The sequence below is a fragment of the Streptococcus pantholopis genome (assembly GCF_001642085.1).
Classification (GTDB): Bacteria; Bacillota; Bacilli; order Lactobacillales; family Streptococcaceae; genus Streptococcus; species Streptococcus pantholopis.
The window spans coordinates 127,221-143,967 of record NZ_CP014699.1 but is presented as its reverse complement, the minus strand read 5'-3'; the positions used below and the strand labels follow the sequence as shown (position 1 = coordinate 143,967).

Below are 16,747 nucleotides of genomic sequence, written 5' to 3'. Positions count from 1 at the left end.
CTAAAAACTAACTTGTGAAATGACTAGGTTATAAAGCCAGTGACCAGCAATCGAATATTGCAGCCCAAGGCGTGAAGCAAGCAGTGCAAAGAGAAAGCCTATTGGCGCTCTGAGTATTAAATTGTCTATAAATGGATAGTTCAAATGAAGGACAAATCCAAACAAGAGGGAAGTAATAATAATTGTTGGCCAGAAAGGATAATGCTTTCGCAAAATCTTGTAGAGGGCAAAGCGGAAGAGGAATTCCTCACAGGCTGAAATAATCATTTGGTGGAAATATTCACTGCTTTTGATAAAGAAGTGATTGACCAAGAAAATTAAAACAGCTAATATTACATATGACTGCCAACTAAAGCGAATGTTATGCCCGCTTGAATAAAGATTATTCTTTTTCGCTATAAAATGCGGTAAAATGATGAATCCTAAGGGCATGAAACAGAAAAGCGAAAGCAGATAAGAGAATTCTAGCTGATCTCCAGAACTAAAGAATAGCATGGAGGTACCGAATACATAGACTAGCGAAGCTATAACAACCAGTCCTATTACGATAAAGAGATGTTTTATACTTGATAATAACATTGTCACTTCTCCTAAAATTCAATCTTTCTAAATTTTTGCAATCCTCGAATGTAACAGATTCCTAAATAAAGAGCTGATAAGGCAATAATCAGTAGGAAGGCCATGCCAAAACTCTTCTGACTCATCGTCACATAGCCACTTGGAAATAGATATCGAATACCAATAAGCATTGGAGATACTGTCACAAGCAATGTAAAGAATACACCTGTCAGTACAGATTGGATCGTTTTTGATGTAATTGAAACCATCGTTACCAATACGATTGTAATCAGGTTCAATAAAGCAGTTGAAATGATTGAAACGACCGCTTGACCGATATCTGCCATTTGTTCAGGAAGCAGACTGCCCGATACAGCTCCTCTAGGCACCATTATCACATAGTAGGCAAACAAACCTGCCACTACTGTACCTAAGAGATATAAACCATAAACGCTAAATAGACTTAAGACTTTAGCATTAAAAATCTTTGTCCGATTGATATCTTTGTAGAGGAACATAATCCCAGAATCAATTTCATCTTTAAAAACAGAAGTAACAACCAGTGAAAAAATCATAACTGGCAAGATAATCCGATATTGAGTATTTAAAGTCAAGTCCAAAAATGTTAGAAAACTTTGACCAAAATTAGATTGGGCACCTTCCATTGTTTGAGACAAAAATGGTACTAACAAGGGCAAGATAATAAAAGCAAAAAATATTTTGACATCTCTCCGACTTGCTACTGATTTTAAAATTGAAGTATATAACATCTCTTTTTCCTTTTCTATTTTTTATCAATAAGATAGGGTTTAAATATAGATTATTAAACCCCATCTTATTGATAGTTAACTGTTCGTCCGTTAACTATCAGTAAAAATTATTTCCCGCTTAGATCTTATGATTTCCGCGTGTATAAGTATATGAGAAGATACCGACACTGACCGTATTGCGTTTGCTTTGTTTTTTCATGATTGTTTCCTCCTTGTATTTAGTCTATCTTAAATTGAGTGACGGCCGCGTGTATAAGTGTATGTGAAGATACCGACACTGACTGTATTGCGTTTGCTTTGTTTTTTCATTTGAAATTTCTCCTTTGAATCATGGGTTTAGCTTTTTAATCAGGGATTCTTTTTTTTGACATTGGAACTTCTTGCCAGACTGAGTCATCTGCAACAATTGTTATTATCATTTAAAATTCCTCCCTTCTACAAGCAATTGTGCTGCAATCAAATTTAGTTATTAGTTAGTTTACATCCGTCTCTTGGAAAATTCTTATTCCCAGTTTCACTTGTCATAAGTGTCCTCCTTATTTTTTTAAAGAGCGTTTTGTGCACTTCGTCTTTACATGGATTAGTATAGCGCATCAAAAAGAAAAATAAATCACTTTGTCATGAATAGTCGCTATTCTATAATGAATGGTAAATCCAAAAAAAGCTGTTCAAATTAGTGCTCTCCAGATATTAACTTTAAGTCCCCATTCCAGCTGACAATGAGCCAATATATAAAGCAAACAAGCTGGGACAAAATGTCCCAGCTTGTTTGCTCGTTTTAGCCGCAATTTCGCACAGACTCTCCATAGTCGCCAGCGGCTTATTAATAATTTTTATTTTAGTCATGCTTTAAATACCGTTCTAACTTATCCAGAACTTTCTGGCGGTCTTTCTTGTTATTTGGTACAGGCTGTAAATCATGCTGACGCAAGTAGTTCTGCTTACGATTTTTATAGCGCTCTTGGTAAGGACGGCTTGTTACCAGTAAAATATAGGCGAGTAAAATCAATAAAATAGGAACCGCAAGGAAAGGCGCAATAAAAATAGGTTTAAGCTGTACCGCATCAGCAATCACATTGGCATTCCCGTCAAGATTATCAATACGGTGGCCTCTGACTAATAAACGATGAGTATTAATCCCATAAGGAGTACAGGTCACCAAGGTACAGTAATCTTTATCGGGGTCAATCTGCAGCTGCGACAAGTCAGTCGGTTCAACAACGCGAATTTGGTCGACTTCATATGTCAGCGTTTCATCCAGAATATGCAGGGTAAAAACATCCCCTTCACGCAGTTTATCCAAGTCTGAAAACAGCCGGGCAGAAGGCAAGCCGCGGTGACCGGAAAGCACACTGTGGGTCCCCGTTCCTCCAATCGGCAGCGAAGTCCCCTCGAGATGCCCTATCGAAGTCTGTAAAACCGATTCATCTGTCCCGTGAAAAATAGACAGTTTAATATCAATTTTGGGAATATTGATATAACCCATAATCCCGCTTTTATTGAAGTTAAGCTCTTTTTCATACTGTGTGCGGTCTTCTTTGGAAAAATTCCAGTTCATCTTATTTTGAGCATTATAGGCTTTAGCGCTCGCCAATATCTCATCGTAAGCTTCAGAATCCATGTCCGACACACTTTTAGCATAATCCATTATGGCTTCAGACTGATGAAAAGAGTTCCAATAATCACTGACAGTCGGATAAGCCAAAAGACCGAGGCCAATAAGAAAAACCCCTGTCAAACTTATAGCTGTTATATGCTTTTTTAGCCAATCCAGCAAGACGACAAACCCCTTTCACCAAGATACAAAGCCCGTTAAGAACGCAAAAGGAAAATAGGGGACTGACTGACGAATCGCCAGATTCTAAGTCAGGACATCTTTTTCCCGCAGCGTTTAGGGCGTGTTCAGTTCACCAAGATACAAAGCCCGTTTAAAAATCCGTATGAAAATAGGGACTGACAAGTGATGCTGGCATCACGCTGACAGCCATCTTTTTCACTAGGATTTTAGGGCGTGTTCAGTTCACCAAGATACAAAGCCCGTTAAATGCGTAAGGAAAATGACGGTAAGCCAGAAATCTTTGATTTCGTCTGCGCACCCCTGCCAGAACGACTAGAAGGGGGCGGCAGGCTGTTAAGACTGCAAAGCCTTCAGACGTTTACGGCTGGATAGTAATAGCTCAGCACTCAGTTTGACTGGTTTTTCCCGCAGCATTTAGGGCAAGTTCAATTAATCAAGATAGAAAAGCTCTTAAAAATCACAGCAAGAAGCACCGTTCTTATAAAAGAGCTATCTCCGGAAAAAGCTGCTGCTCCTTCCGGAGATTTCTTTTTAATAGGCTGAAAATACTCTAAAACTGCTTTATGCCTGATTCTTCATTCTTCTTTTAGCAATCATAAAGATGAGAGCACCGATTACCAGAAGAGAACCAAAGAGATAGAAGAGAGTGGTGCCGATAGAACCTGTTGATGGCAGTTCCGCACCTGCTCTATTGATAACTTCCTCTGTTTGATTAGCTTTTTTGGGGTCAATAGTTACGGCCTGACGTTCTGTCAAAATATTGTAGCCGTCCGGCGCTTTAATTTCTTCCAGATAGTAAGTTGTATCGCCCTTAAGCCCTTTAATATCTACTTGGCCAGCTTCGATAGCCACACCTGTTTCGCCTGCCTCAGCTACACGGTAGCTGTCGCCATCTTTGACGACTTGGATTTCTTCACCGCCGTTGGCTGCTGTATAGAGCTTAAACTGAGCACCTGTCAGATTTTTAGTTCCGTCAGTTTTCACCAAATTAAATTTGTAAGTGTTGACTGTTGTTTCATTATCGCCTGGGTCATTTGGGTTGACAGGATTGTCAGGAGATGTTGCAGTATCGTAGGAAATCGCCGCTTTGTTGCTTGCAGTGCCATCCTGTGCGCCTTTGGTCACAACGGCATTGTAAGTAACAATAACGTCTGTCGGTGAATTATAAATGCTGGTGCTGCCATTTACCCATGGCAGAACAATTGTCAATTCTCCGTTAGTTGATTTAGTAATATTATTAGGGTCTGTCACATCAGTCCCGCCTACCGTTACTTTGACAGAAGTTTCGTCAATATCCAGATCAGTTGGAGTATCTTTGATGGTGTATTTAGTGATTTGTTCAGTTTTGCCATCAGCTGTCACATGGTTAGTTGCAGTGTATTTGATTTGGAAATTAACGGTGTCGCCGATTTTAGCAGTTGTTGTTGACTCCGTTTTCCCGTCAACAATAATTTTCTTACCGCCGCCGTCGCTTGGATCCGGAATTGTAGGGTTGGTTTCATTTTTATCAATCACTGTCGCATCAGGATTGGTACTGTCCACAGTCAGCGTTGCCCCAAGAGAAGATTTCACAAAATAGTAGCCGAATGGCAGATTATCAAAGACGACCGTGTTATTTTGTGCTGTTACCTTGTCGCCAATCTGAGTGCCGAAACTTTCTGCCCATGTTTTGAATGCCTCTGTAGAAACATCAGCGCCTTCTTTGGCCAAGACATTGCCTGAGCTGTCGACATCAAACCATTCATTGCCGGTAAAGGTCTTGCCGCTTGGCACCTTGTATGAAATCCCATCGGCACTGTAGGTTGCATCAAACAGTTTATAAACCGAGTATTCCTGCCCCGCCGAAGCATTGCTGATTGTAATAGATCCTGTTGTGTTATCGGCAGATACCAGTCCGCCAGCCAATACGGTTGTCAGTACAGCCAGTATCAGCGCTACCATTTTTCTTAAATTCTTCATAATATCCCTTCTTCTAAAATATAATTGATTCAGCTAAGCCTTGCCTAGCTCCAGATTTTTTGCAAGCATGCAGTCAACTTAAGAGGTATCAGCCATAGGACGACCTCCTCCTACGCTTTTCTTTAAGGAGAGCAGCAAGCAAGGCTCCTCCCATCAGTGCAAAACCGCAGACAAGATAGAAATATCTGCCTTGACCGCCTGTTTGCGGCAGAGCTCGGCCGGGCTCATTAGCTATCTGCAGCCGCTGGCTGTACTGGCCGGCTCCCGACTGCAGTCTGGCATTAGGAACCTCTGCAGCATCGCCGTTCTCATCAGTCAGCTCAATGCTGTATGTCGATGAAAGGCCATCTTCAGCTGTTTTTTCTGTAACAGTAAAGTAGATGTCATCACCTAAAACAATGTAGCCATCCGGCGCAGCCGTTTCTTTAAGTTTATAACGGCCGGCTGTCAACCCCGGAATGTTAGCACCGTCGGTACTGCTGATAGTGATTTCATCGAAATCAGCAACCGCAGCCCATTTGCTGCCATCCCATTTGCTTATCTGGAATTTACCGCCAGATAAGGCTTCCCAGCTCTTATTGGTTTTTTGTACATTGAGTGTCGGCAAAACAGTCAGCTTCCCAAACTCGGTCACTATCTCATAGTTTTGCGCCTTAGTATGGTCATCAAAAGTATAGCTAAAGCGATTTTCCGACTGGCCGGGATCAGTCTGGCTGCCGGTCACTGTATACTTGGCGCCTTCTCCCTCAACAAAGCCGCTGTAATCAGCACCGTCCGGAACCTTGAGAGTTATGGTATCCTCTGTCAGGCTTGAACCGTCGTAGGCCTTGTCTGCCGAAGCAGAAACCAGTGTCAGATTCCGCGGTTTAATCACCAGCTGTCCGTTAGAGACTTGGAAAGTCACATCAAAATTAGGGTTTTCATTGACAAAACGATTCTCCAAATTCAGCTGATAAGTACCGGCATCTGTTGCAGAAACCTTTTGGTCATCACTCGGGCCGGTAAAGGTCAGGTCGGATTCTGTATAGAGTTTGCTGCTGTCAACAATCTCTATATCATCATAAGTGACACTTGCCTCTTGACCGTCGTACACCTTTTCCTTCGTTTGACCGCTGATTATTACCGTCACCGGCTGCTTATGAACAGTCAGAACACCAGGATTGTAATCAATATGATAGTAGTAATTGCGTTCCTTGCCATCACTGTCCTTAATGACTAGGTCTTTAGGTATCACCTGACTGACTCCGGCATCTGTCTGACTGCCGCTGTAAGCCACACTGTCCAAGCTGTCTCCTTCAGCCAGCATATCGCTGTAGCTGTTCTGAAGGTCTGAGAGACCGGAGCTGGTCAGAGCTGTACCGTCATAGGTTTTCTCTTTGTTTTGAGCGGTGACAGCTATATTTTTCTTATAGTAAAGGTCAATAGTGATGGTTTCACCCTTGTCGATTCGGTAGACAACCTTATTTTTATCATCATTGCTGTCTTTGGACTCTTCAAAGGTATAACCGTCTATGGACTTACGGTTGACTGTATACGTTCCTGGTTTTTTCTTTAGAACAGTCAGCGGATCCTGACCGGGAATCGGGTTCCCGTCCATATCCAGGTAATTAACCGTAATCTGAGCCGTATCATAATTGCGGTATCTAAAGACAATAACGTTATGGTCTGCCTGAGAAGACAGCACTAAGCTCTCCACATCTTCTAAAGGATAATAATCGACAGACAGCATCTCTTCAGTTACTCCGGCCTGCGAAGCCATATGGTCCTTATCAACTGGCGCAGCCGATTCTTTAGCTCGGATAGTGCTGCCGTCAACTGTCTTAGTGACAGTCGGCGCTACTTCAATGGCTTCATTATCCGCAAGGACATACTTAATCGTATAGGTAACATCGGCTACCTTAGGCGAGTAATAGAAAGTCATCACATTGTTTTCATAGTCCAAGTGGATTGTTTTGCTGGTGTCGTCCGGTCTGTAGCCTGTAATAGCCAGAGCAGACTCAGAAATTTCCTGATTGTAAGCAAAGGCCGGACTGGTCTCTGTTTTTTCAGCTGCCAGCGGGTTGTTAGTACCGGCTTCTAAATAGCGGACGGTATAGGTCAGTGGTTTCAGCTGCCAGTGAGCGTAGAGAGTGATATCCTCAGTCACCGGCTTGGACCAGTCATAAAGTTCACCGCCGTCAGGCTCTGTATACCAGCCGACAAAATCATAATACTTTTTAGTCGGGCTGTCTGGGAAGCTAGCTTCCTTATATTTTTCAACAGTCTGAGCGGCTGGTGCCTGGCTGTCACCGCCATTGGTGTCAAAAGTCACTTTGAAGCTCGGTGCTTGCCATTTAGCATAGAGGACCACATTGCTAGCCGGCATGGTCGCAAAGTCGTAAGGTGTTGTCAGCCCCGCATCGGCATACCAGCCGCCCCAAGTATAATCCTCATCAACACCATCTGGCCGGGACGGCGTGAAGTTATAAGTTTTGTTATTAATATTGGCATCAAAAAGAATGTTCGACTTAGTCTCTATCTTGCTGCTGCCATAATAATAATCAATTTCAAAACTGTCTCTGTTATAGTAGAAACGGTAAGTACCTCCATAATTATTAACATTTGTTCCCGAATAACCGCTCGGTGTCCCATTTCTGTAAGTAAAGCCGCTGATTTCTTTTGGGCTAAGCGTTGACCCTGAAGTACTAGCAAAAGATTGACTGTAAGTTTCAGATTTTACATAGACAGACGGGTCATCGGCAGACTGCAGATAGTACTCAACATTAAAAGTAACTACATCTTCGCGCCATCTGGCTGTGTAGATTTTTTGATTGTTAGCATCTGCCCCTAGTATCATATCCGGCGTCACTTCAAACCGTCTGGTTGTAAACAAAATATTCCCATTGCTTGGATTTATCCAGCCAACAAAAAGCCACTGTCTACTAGAAGTGTCATAAACTTCATCGGTACCGGATGGCCAAACCGCAGAAACATCCTGACCTAGAACTACATCAGAAATGCGATACTGACTTCCGGAATAAACTTGTCCGTTTTTATTAATTTTGCCGGTTGTTTCCCAGTTGTAATCAATACTTGGACCGTTCAAATCAAAGATAAAAGTATAGCGTTTCAGTTTATAGTAAACTTTTAAAATTGAGGAACCATCGGCGGCTATTTCCACTTTGGAGTCAGCATTTTGTGCGCTGTCTTTTTCATAGCCGGTAGTATCTGTGCTGATTGCTGGAGCATCGGCAGCTGAAACCGTTGTCCCAACCTGTCCCTGTGCACTCTTGGCACTGTCATAGACAAAGCGGGTCGTCCCGCTGCTGTTATCATACTGCTCTTTATAGTAGACAATGGTATAATCAACTGTCTTACCTTTCCATTCAGCGTAAAGGGTCTTATCACTATTTAAAGTCACTGACCCGCTGGTTTTAGCCTCATCAGACAAATCAGCCTTTTCATGCCAGCCGACAAAATCATAGCCTGTCTTAGTAGGAACTGTCTCTGTCAGAGGCTGCTTGCTCTGGTAGAGACCGGTCTGCGGTGCTATATAAGAGCCACCTTTGGTATCATAGGAAAGTGTGTAGCTCTTTCTGGTATAGTAGACATAGAGCTTCTGCCCTTTAGCCTCTTTAATCTCGACCGATTCTGTTTTTTCAAAATTGGCATAATCATAGGAAAGAACCTGCGGTCTTACAGTTGATCCGAGAACACCGTAAGCATGCACCGTTTCTATTTCAGAATAGCCTTCACCGTCAAGGTCTTTCAGCATATAGACGTAATCATATTCTGCTGTGTAAGGCACATACTCAACATTAATGGTTATCTTCTGATCTTCTTTTCCGTCAGCGGCATCCTTAGCGGCTAAGTCTTCCCCTTTAAGTTCAATCAAAGACTGTTGGGGATAGTAAATTGCATCAGCAGGTAGGCTGGTATCTTCGCCCTTGCTGACTTCGGTAGAAGCAGGGGGCGTAATACGGTAAGGTGTGTCATTCTCTTCAATCTGGTAAATCTCAGTATCAAAAGTCACATCTCGGCCAGCACTGTTATTATGGTAAAAATAATTGGCAGTCACAGTATAGATTGAGATATCAGTAAAGACAGCCTCAACCGTCATATCATCTGTAACCGGCGTATCCGCTGTAACGGTTTCGCCAGTCTCCTTGTTTTCCCAATGATCGAAACGATAGCCCGATTTAAAAGGATCCTCAGGAAGCGAGCCAATAGTGGCCCCTTCTTTGACATCAACCAAAGTGGAAATTTCCTGCTCCTTACCGTCATTATCTGTATAAACAAACTTGACCGTATAGTAGTTGACCCCTTCGATGGTGATACCGCGCTGCACGACACCATAAACAGAGAAACTGTCTGCTGAGAAGCTGACTTCCGATATTTTTCCGTCTTTTTCGCTTGATTCAACCGCAAGAAGGTCTGTTTTATCACTGTTATCGGCAAAATGCACAGCCAAAAGTTCGCTGTCTTTTTCTTTTTTCAGTCCCTCAGGATAGCTGACTTGCACCTCTACCGCAGCTGAGGGTTCGACTTCCTTGCCTTGGTAGACAAAGGAAATGTCAAAAAATCTTGCATAGGACAGCTCATCACCGTCCAGCGCTTTTTTGGTCTGCTCATAATGAGCTGCGTAACTGTCCGAACTTTCTTTGATTTCTTCAACCTTGAGTTCCACTCCTATAGGCAGTTTCGCATCTGCATCAAAGTTAACCGTAATCTCATAATTATTCCCGCTGTACTGCAGACTCGTTGGCTGAGTAATCAAATCAGCCTCATCTTCTGCTGTATCTTGAGAAGCACTGTCATCGGCTTGAGACTGATTTTCAGTTTCTGTATCTGCTGCAGGAGGCGCATCTTCTGCCGCTTGAGCATTTGACTCTGCGGCCTCAATACCGGGTTCCTGACTGGCAGTGTTCTGATCCAGCGTAATGGCCGGCAGAATTAAGGCATAAGTGGTTACAAAAACAACTACTATCGCAAATGCGACTGCTAATTTTTTATATCGAGACTGAAGCGATCTCAGATATTTAAAATCAAACCATTGTTTCATCGCCTGTCTTTTCACTTTCCTTTCTTTACGGATTATTTAATATTATTGAATCAGGCCTAGTTCAGGCAGCGGCCAGATTTTAAAGATAAGTTTTCCAACAATTTGTTCTGAAGCCACTGTCCCTACTGAACTGTTACGGGAATCAATAGAAACTTTGCGGTTGTCCCCCATAACAAAAATACGTCCGTCAGGAACCTGATAAGGAAAGGTAATATTTGTTTCTCCATAAGCCTTTTCTTTCAGATAAGGTTCAGCTATTTTTTTCTGATTGACATAGACATTGCCTTTCTTATCCATATCAACCCAATCGCCGGATTCGGCAATAACCCGTTTCACCAGAATATTATTATTATAGTAGAAAGCAACAATATCACCTGTTTCAAAGTGGTTGCTCTTAACTGAAACAACTAAATCTCCGCTGTCCAGCGTCCCTTTCATAGACTTGCCGTAAATCCGCAAAATGGGCAAAAAAAGCACAGCAACCAAAACAGCAACAGCTGCAACAACTGTCAGCATAAAGGCGGTGCTTCTTAAGGTTTCTAAAAATTTCTTGCGGTAGCTCAGTTCTTTGTATGCAATCTCAATTTCAGCTTTTTCAGGCAGTCTAGGAACCTCTTGACTCTTAGCTTCTGTCGGCTTTTCCATCTTCTTCTCCTAGTTTTGCTTTTATATTGTCTAAGTATAAATCAGCTGCTTTTTGCGCTTCTACAAACACATTTGTCAGTTTGAGCGAAGCCTCAGCCAGAGAACCCGATTCTTCAAGAATAATTTCTCTGTCTGCCAGTTTTTTTTCAGCGACAGCCAGTTGGTTTCTCAGCGCTTCAATTTCTTCACTCTGCGCCAGCATAATCTCTAAAAGTTCAGGTTTTTTAAGTTTTCTTAAATTTTTTCTCTCTTTATTTAACATAACTATAATTTATAACCTTTCGTGTTAATTATATCATAATACAAATAAAACATGCAATTAATTTTACATTGTGTTACAAAACAATTAACACTTTATCATTTATATGACATATACACCGCCGCTGCAGCCCTCTTTATGCTGACATGAGCAGGCCGGCCCTGAAAAAGAAGTCAAACTGAGTGCTGATCTCTTACTATCCAGCCGTAAACGTCTGAAGGATTTGTCGCCTTAGCAGCCAACCGCACCCGTCTAGTCGTCTTGGCAGGGGGGCGCCTACGAAATCAGAGATTTCTGGCTTACCGCCTTTTTCCTTTTGCCTTCTTAACGGGCTTGGCTTGGTATCTTAATGAATTGAACACGCCCTAAACGCTGCGGGAAAAAGACGTCCTGACTTAGAATCTAGCGATTCGTCAGTCAGTCCCCTATTTTCCTTTTGCGTTTTTAACGGGCTTGGTATCTTAATAAAAAAAGCAGCCTCATATGAGACTGCTTGTGTTTTTAGTATGATTTTTTTATAAGTTTTGTTTGTTTTATTTTTGTTAGTATCAAGAAGAAATATCGCCGTTTTTATAGCGGCCTAGATTAAGTTTAAGCATTGTCTGTACCTCTTCTAATCTGTTTACTGCTGACAGAAACTCTTAAGTTCCCATCTAAGCAGTATCTCCATTTTTATACCTAGCTACATGCATAAACCGACCTCCAAAAACGAATATTTTTCAAAGTCTTCTCAGAAGCGGAAAAACCGCCTGCTATTTACTATCACCGTTTTTATAGCGGCCTATATTTAAAACTAACATATGTGCCACCTTCCTTATAATCAAATCACGATTGCCTACCTACTGAAGACTCCTAAAATCTTCCTAAACATCTCCTTTCATTTTTACTGAGTCTTATTTAATTTCACCTTTATTATACTGTAAGCGTTTTCGCCTGTCAAGTATAAAACTCATAAAATGGTACAATTTTGAAATTTTTAGTCAGTTTGCTACAATAGGAGGTATGATAGATTTAAAAGCCTATGGGATTGTCATGTGGGATGAAAGCAAGATTGCCTCTTTCCGGCGAACACTCCTCAATTGGTACGACCGAGAGAAGCGGGATCTCCCTTGGCGCCGGACTAAAAATCCTTATAAAATCTGGATTTCAGAAATTATGCTGCAGCAAACCCAAGTTCAGACCGTTATTCCTTATTATGAGAGATTTCTTGACTGTTTCCCGACTGTCACCGACCTGGCAGCCGCCGATGAAGAAAAGCTGCTCAAGGCTTGGGAGGGGTTGGGCTATTACTCCAGAGTCCGCAATATGCAAAAGGCTGCCAGACAGATCGTTGAGGAATACCAGGGACATTTCCCAGCAAACTATGAACAAATAGCCCAGCTCAAAGGCATCGGCCCTTACACTGCCGGTGCTATAGCCAGCATCGCTTTTGATTTGCCGGAACCCGCTGTTGATGGAAATGTTATGCGTGTGCTGTCGCGTTTATTTGAAATTGATTATGATATTGGTCAGCCTAAAAACCGTAAAATTTTTCAGGCTTTAATGGAAATCCTAATTGATCCTAACCGGCCGGGAGACTTTAACCAGGCCTTGATGGATCTAGGGAGCGATATTGAATCGGCCAAAAATCCCAGACCAGAGGAGAGCCCTGTCCGCTTTTTCAGTGCTGCATATTTAAATGGAACAATGGACAAATACCCCATCAAGCGTCCTAAGAAAAAACCGCAGCCGGTACAAATTCAAGCTTTTATTATCCGAAATGAAACAGGCGATTATTTACTGGAAAAAAATAAGAACAGCCGCCTGCTGGAAGGTTTTTGGTCCTTCCCGCTGATGGAAACAAGCTTTATCGTACAGCCATTAACTTTATTTGACGATAGTGCTGACAGTCTGCGGGAAACTCTGTTTCAAAAAAAGGTGTTTGAAGAGCAGTATCAGATCAGTCCCAGCTGGTCTGACAGACACTTCAGCCAGCTTAAACATGTCTTTAGCCATCGGAAATGGCAGATTGAGCTGACAGAAGGTCTGCTGGCAGCGGCTGATATACAGGAGAGTGAAACCGTCCGCTGGGTTTCTGCGGCCGATTTTGTCAATTATCCTTTTGCAGCACCGCAGCAGAAAATTCTGGACGAATACCTGAAACACGACAACGATTAGGTTTTTGCCCACTTAAACTATGTCCTTGGAGTCTATTGCAGGCAGTAGGCTCATTTCAAGCAAAGACCTTTGACGGATTTAGGATTTTATTCATTAGCCCTATTTCTATTTTTAAACAAATAAAACCAGCGTCTAATGCTATAGACGCTGGTTTTATTTACTTAACAATCGGCTGATTAACTCAGCTCAGCTACAATTTCTTTAAGCTGATCTTTTGTATGAACACCTGCCACTTGTTTAACCACTTCTCCATCTTTTTTAAAAAGCAGAGTAGGGATGGACATGATGCCAAACTGCTGTGCTGTTTGAGGATTTTCATCTACATCCAACTTAACAATTTTAAGCTCATCTTCGTCCAGCTCTTCGGAAAGCTGTTCTAAAATAGGAGCCTGCATCCGGCAGGGGCCGCACCAAGTAGCCCAAAAATCAACTAAAACCAGACCTTGATCTGTTTCAGCAGCAAAAGTTTTATCTGTAACAACCTGTGTCATGTATTTCCCTCGTTTCTTTTAGTTTATGAGCCTATTGTACGGGAAAAAAAGTGTTTTGCCAAATATTTACTACGGTAAATGAAAAACTGTCCACACAGAATAAATTGAATCCGTGTTACTTATACTGAACCGGGACTTGCATGCGGATAAACATTTTTCTTTCTGCCTCTGTCAGTTTAGGGTGCTCATAGATGACCTGACAGACATAGTCACCGCAAATACGGCAGTCTGCTTCTTGAACAGCTTTTAAAAAAAGAGGCAAAGCAGCCAGTTCTTCCTGAAAAGAATCGCAGTAGCTCACAGCATAAAGCGATGGAGGAAGATTGCTGACTTTTGTAAAAGGGAAACCCAGCTCAGACTGTGTAAAAACAATCATTTCTTTAGAGTACCAGTTTCCTAATAAGAAAGATTGCTGAGGCATAATCGAACCGATACAGCCAAAATTTTGGAAAGCAGGCCTGTAAGACTGAATTTTGTGTTTCAGCCCTCTTAGCTGAAGTTCATACTCTTCTGCGGTCATTTGGTAAATGTTATCTTTTACAGTATAAGACAGGATTCGCCGCTTGGGGAGCGGAATAATCTCTAATTTCTGACAGGAAGCATGCTCTTGATAGGCTTGCAAAGAAGCCTGAAAATCTTTCAAGTCCTGCTGCTGCCTGTTCAGCATAAGTTCTTTTTCTTTTAAATCCTGTCTGTGTTTTTCAACAAGCTTATTAAGAAGCGAAGGGTCGTCCTGTGAAAGAATCAGCTTAATTTCTTTTAAGGAGAAATTTAACTGCCGTAGATGCTGGATAGCATCTACTATAGACGACTGGTTAATATGGTAATAGCGGTAGTTGGTCACAGGGTCAACATAGAAAGGTTTTAATAAATCAATGCGGTCATAAAAACGTATTGTCTGAATGGAAATATGATTCATCTCTGAAAATTTTCCAATCCGTAAAAGTTTTTTCATTGCCTCCCCTTTCTTTTTATACTTTTGCCTTAAGCAGGAAAGAAGAATTTTCAAGGGGCAGAAATTTCACTCTATGGTTTATTCTTGACCCTCTAGTTACTATAGACATTATAATATAGGCAGAAAATCTTTTTAATCCTTGCAGACATAGCAGCTCTGCTATTAATCACTGACCTTTTGCAGTATATCATCTCATCTTGTACCATATTTATCACTTAAATAAAAGGAGGAACTTCTCATGAGAAACACAAAAATCCGTGCCGTCCAGTTTGGCTGCGGTAAAATGGCCAGACTTATCTGCCGCTACTTAAAAGACCACGATGTGGAAATTGTCGGTGCTATTGATACAAACCCTCAGCTTGTCGGTCAAGATTTAGGAGAATTTGCTGACTTAGGCTGTCAGACAGGTGTTATTATTTCTGATGATGCCGAAGCTGTTTTTGAGCAGTGCGACGCTGATATTGCCATTATAACTGTCTTTTCCTATATGCCTGAAATGTTCGATTTCTACGAAACAGCTTTAAGACATGGTGTCAATGTTATTTCCACATGTGAGGAGGCTATCTACCCTTGGACAACCTCTCCTTTGGAAACCAACCGGTTGGATAAGCTGGCTAAAGCCAATCATGTCACAATCACCGGATCCGGTATGCAGGACATTTACTGGATTAACATGCCCTGCTTAGCTATGGCCGGTATGAATAAGATAAAAAAAGTCAGCGGGAAAGTCAGCTACAATGTAGAAGATTACGGCCCAGCTTTAGCAGAAGCCCACGGTGCCGGCTATGATTTGGATCGCTTCAATCAGGAAATCGCTGCCGCTGAAAGTTTGCCTTCTTATATGTGGAATGCTGCTGAAGCGATTTGTGCAAAAATGGGCTGGACAATCAGCAGGATCCAGCAAAAAAATGTCCCTTTTATTCTGGATGAGGATGTCTATTCTCAGACACTGGGACGGACAATTCCAGCCGGACAGGCTATCGGAATGTCTGCGGTTACAGAAATTAAAACACAGCAGGGAATCGAGCTGGAGGTGGAATGCATCGGCAAAGTCTACCGTAAAGAAGACGGCGATATGTGCGATTGGTTTATTTCCGGTCAGCCTGATTTGGAATTTTCAGTTTCTAAACCTGATACGGTTGCCTTAACCTGCGCTACCATTGTCAACCGTATCCCAAGTGTTATTAGTGATCCGGCAGGCTTTATAACCGCTGAAAAATTACCGCTTCTGTCTTACCCAAGCTTTCCTCTGCACACTTATCTGTAAACTATCCAATTAAGAAAAAGACAGGTCTCTATTCACAGAGGTCTGTCTTTCTTCTTTTTAGCTGCTGTTTCAGCTTTTCGGATATTTGTCTAAAAAGCAGTCAAAGAGCATAGTCTCAATACAGATACTTTGCTTGAGGCAATGTCTGAATAGTCAAGCTATAATGCTAAAGATAGCTTTTTATAGAAATAAAAGCAGACCGTAAAGCAGACCTAAAGCATAGCCCACGATAACATCCTTAGGATAATGAACGCCTCCCAGAACGCGGCAGCAAGCCAGCAAAAGGGATAAAATAAGATAAAGCAAACCAAGCCAAGTATGAAGCCTCAGGACGGACATACTGATAATAGCAGCTGAAAAAACATGTCGGCTGGGCATAGACTGGCCCTTGGTGTCCTTGCTGATTAAGGGGTCAATTGCCCATGCTTCATAAGGCCGCGGCAGATTGATAATGCGTCTCAGCAGCGATACACCGGCAAAGCTGAGGGCAGGAATCAGTACAAAAGGAAGAAAAGGATAGTCTTTCTGCCATAATACAGCTAATAAAAGCAGGGGATAGGTCAGATAAATCAGCCTAGTTAGAAACGTATTGATCTGATTCAGAAGGCGGATTTTCTGCGGCTGCTGGCGAATTCTAGCTGTGAGGCTATTGTAAAAAGCCGCATAATTTTTTTCTGTTTTCTTAAATACTGTCATACTAAATGCAATCATGATTTTGAGATCGGCTGAACCGTGATCTGAAACCGAAAGTCTAAAGGGCGATCAAAGCGCTGAATTTAGGTATCCAACCTGATAGCTCGCATTTCAGATACCGGGCTTTGCACCAAACCATCTTAGGAAAAGCATG

At 42.0% G+C, this 16,747-nt stretch carries 13 protein-coding genes; 2 read left to right on the top strand and 11 right to left on the bottom strand.

The annotated features are described in order from the left end of the window. From A0O21_RS00710 to A0O21_RS00680, 8 genes are all read right to left on the bottom strand, one after another. Positions 1-579, bottom strand: a complete 579-nt coding sequence (locus A0O21_RS00710; protein ID WP_067060065.1) for a CPBP family intramembrane glutamic endopeptidase — start codon at positions 577-579, stop codon at positions 1-3. An 11-nt stretch (positions 580-590) separates the two neighbouring features. After that, positions 591-1,328 carry an amino acid transporter gene (locus A0O21_RS00705; protein ID WP_067060063.1) on the bottom strand — a complete coding sequence of 246 codons (738 nt, stop codon included), beginning with the start codon at positions 1,326-1,328 and terminating at the stop codon, positions 591-593. 696 nt (positions 1,329-2,024) lie between these two features. Next, positions 2,025-2,174, bottom strand: coding sequence for a hypothetical protein (locus tag A0O21_RS10830; RefSeq protein ID WP_158511681.1), 150 nt, complete (start codon positions 2,172-2,174; stop codon positions 2,025-2,027). Continuing rightward, entirely contained in the window at positions 2,167-3,105 is a 939-nt protein-coding gene (locus A0O21_RS00700; protein ID WP_099092204.1) for a class C sortase, read from the bottom strand. Before A0O21_RS00700 ends, A0O21_RS10830 begins: the two co-directional genes overlap by 8 nt. A 582-nt stretch (positions 3,106-3,687) precedes the next feature. Then, the gene (locus tag A0O21_RS00695; protein WP_067060061.1) at positions 3,688-5,085 is read right to left on the bottom strand and encodes a SpaH/EbpB family LPXTG-anchored major pilin; all 1,398 of its coding nucleotides are present in this window, start codon (positions 5,083-5,085) and stop codon (positions 3,688-3,690) included. An 88-nt stretch (positions 5,086-5,173) separates the two neighbouring features. After that, positions 5,174-10,126 (bottom strand): InlB B-repeat-containing protein, encoded by a 4,953-nt coding sequence (locus A0O21_RS00690; protein ID WP_067060059.1) that lies wholly within the window; start codon positions 10,124-10,126, stop codon positions 5,174-5,176. A gap of 42 nt (positions 10,127-10,168) precedes the next feature. Continuing rightward, the gene (gene lepB, locus A0O21_RS00685) at positions 10,169-10,771 is read right to left on the bottom strand and encodes a signal peptidase I (RefSeq protein WP_067060057.1); all 603 of its coding nucleotides are present in this window, start codon (positions 10,769-10,771) and stop codon (positions 10,169-10,171) included. Further along, positions 10,749-11,033: a DNA repair protein gene (locus tag A0O21_RS00680; RefSeq protein ID WP_067060056.1), complete on the bottom strand. Its 285-nt coding sequence runs from the start codon at positions 11,031-11,033 to the stop codon at positions 10,749-10,751. The genes lepB and A0O21_RS00680 overlap by 23 nt, the downstream gene beginning before the upstream one ends. Before the next feature lie 999 nt (positions 11,034-12,032). Between A0O21_RS00680 and mutY the strand changes: the two genes are divergently transcribed. Then, a complete protein-coding gene (mutY, locus tag A0O21_RS00675; RefSeq protein WP_067060053.1) occupies positions 12,033-13,187 on the top strand; it encodes an A/G-specific adenine glycosylase in 1,155 nt (384 codons plus the stop codon). A gap of 176 nt (positions 13,188-13,363) precedes the next feature. Here the strand turns inward: mutY and trxA are convergent, their stop codons facing one another. Then, the gene (trxA, locus tag A0O21_RS00670; protein WP_067060052.1) at positions 13,364-13,678 is read right to left on the bottom strand and encodes a thioredoxin; all 315 of its coding nucleotides are present in this window, start codon (positions 13,676-13,678) and stop codon (positions 13,364-13,366) included. 115 nt (positions 13,679-13,793) lie between these two features. Next, positions 13,794-14,633, bottom strand: a complete 840-nt coding sequence (locus A0O21_RS00665; protein ID WP_067060050.1) for a MerR family transcriptional regulator — start codon at positions 14,631-14,633, stop codon at positions 13,794-13,796. A 238-nt stretch (positions 14,634-14,871) separates the two neighbouring features. On the opposite strand from A0O21_RS00665, the gene A0O21_RS00660 reads away from it, so the two are divergent. After that, complete coding sequence (locus A0O21_RS00660; protein WP_067060048.1) at positions 14,872-15,900, top strand: NAD(P)H-dependent amine dehydrogenase family protein; 1,029 nt, start codon at positions 14,872-14,874, stop codon at positions 15,898-15,900. A 180-nt stretch (positions 15,901-16,080) separates the two neighbouring features. Here A0O21_RS00660 and A0O21_RS00655 read toward each other — a convergent pair whose 3' ends face one another. After that, complete coding sequence (locus tag A0O21_RS00655) at positions 16,081-16,611, bottom strand: phosphatase PAP2 family protein (protein ID WP_227806875.1); 531 nt, start codon at positions 16,609-16,611, stop codon at positions 16,081-16,083. Between the last annotated feature and the right edge of the window lie 136 nt (positions 16,612-16,747).

Excerpts from the sequence above, each read along its gene's own strand:
- mutY (WP_067060053.1), top strand. The coding sequence starts at position 12,033 with ATGATAGATTTAAAAGCCTATGGGATTGTCATGTGGGATGAAAGCAAG.
- A0O21_RS00680 (WP_067060056.1), bottom strand. The coding sequence starts at position 11,033 with ATGTTAAATAAAGAGAGAAAAAATTTAAGAAAACTTAAAAAACCTGAA.
- A0O21_RS00655 (WP_227806875.1), bottom strand. The coding sequence starts at position 16,611 with ATGATTGCATTTAGTATGACAGTATTTAAGAAAACAGAAAAAAATTAT.
- trxA (WP_067060052.1), bottom strand. The coding sequence starts at position 13,678 with ATGACACAGGTTGTTACAGATAAAACTTTTGCTGCTGAAACAGATCAA.
- A0O21_RS00695 (WP_067060061.1), bottom strand. The coding sequence starts at position 5,085 with ATGAAGAATTTAAGAAAAATGGTAGCGCTGATACTGGCTGTACTGACA.
- A0O21_RS00710 (WP_067060065.1), bottom strand. The coding sequence starts at position 579 with ATGTTATTATCAAGTATAAAACATCTCTTTATCGTAATAGGACTGGTT.
- A0O21_RS00690 (WP_067060059.1), bottom strand. The coding sequence starts at position 10,126 with ATGAAACAATGGTTTGATTTTAAATATCTGAGATCGCTTCAGTCTCGA.
- A0O21_RS10830 (WP_158511681.1), bottom strand. The coding sequence starts at position 2,174 with ATGACTAAAATAAAAATTATTAATAAGCCGCTGGCGACTATGGAGAGT.
- A0O21_RS00660 (WP_067060048.1), top strand. The coding sequence starts at position 14,872 with ATGAGAAACACAAAAATCCGTGCCGTCCAGTTTGGCTGCGGTAAAATG.
- lepB (WP_067060057.1), bottom strand. The coding sequence starts at position 10,771 with ATGGAAAAGCCGACAGAAGCTAAGAGTCAAGAGGTTCCTAGACTGCCT.
- A0O21_RS00705 (WP_067060063.1), bottom strand. The coding sequence starts at position 1,328 with ATGTTATATACTTCAATTTTAAAATCAGTAGCAAGTCGGAGAGATGTC.
- A0O21_RS00665 (WP_067060050.1), bottom strand. The coding sequence starts at position 14,633 with ATGAAAAAACTTTTACGGATTGGAAAATTTTCAGAGATGAATCATATT.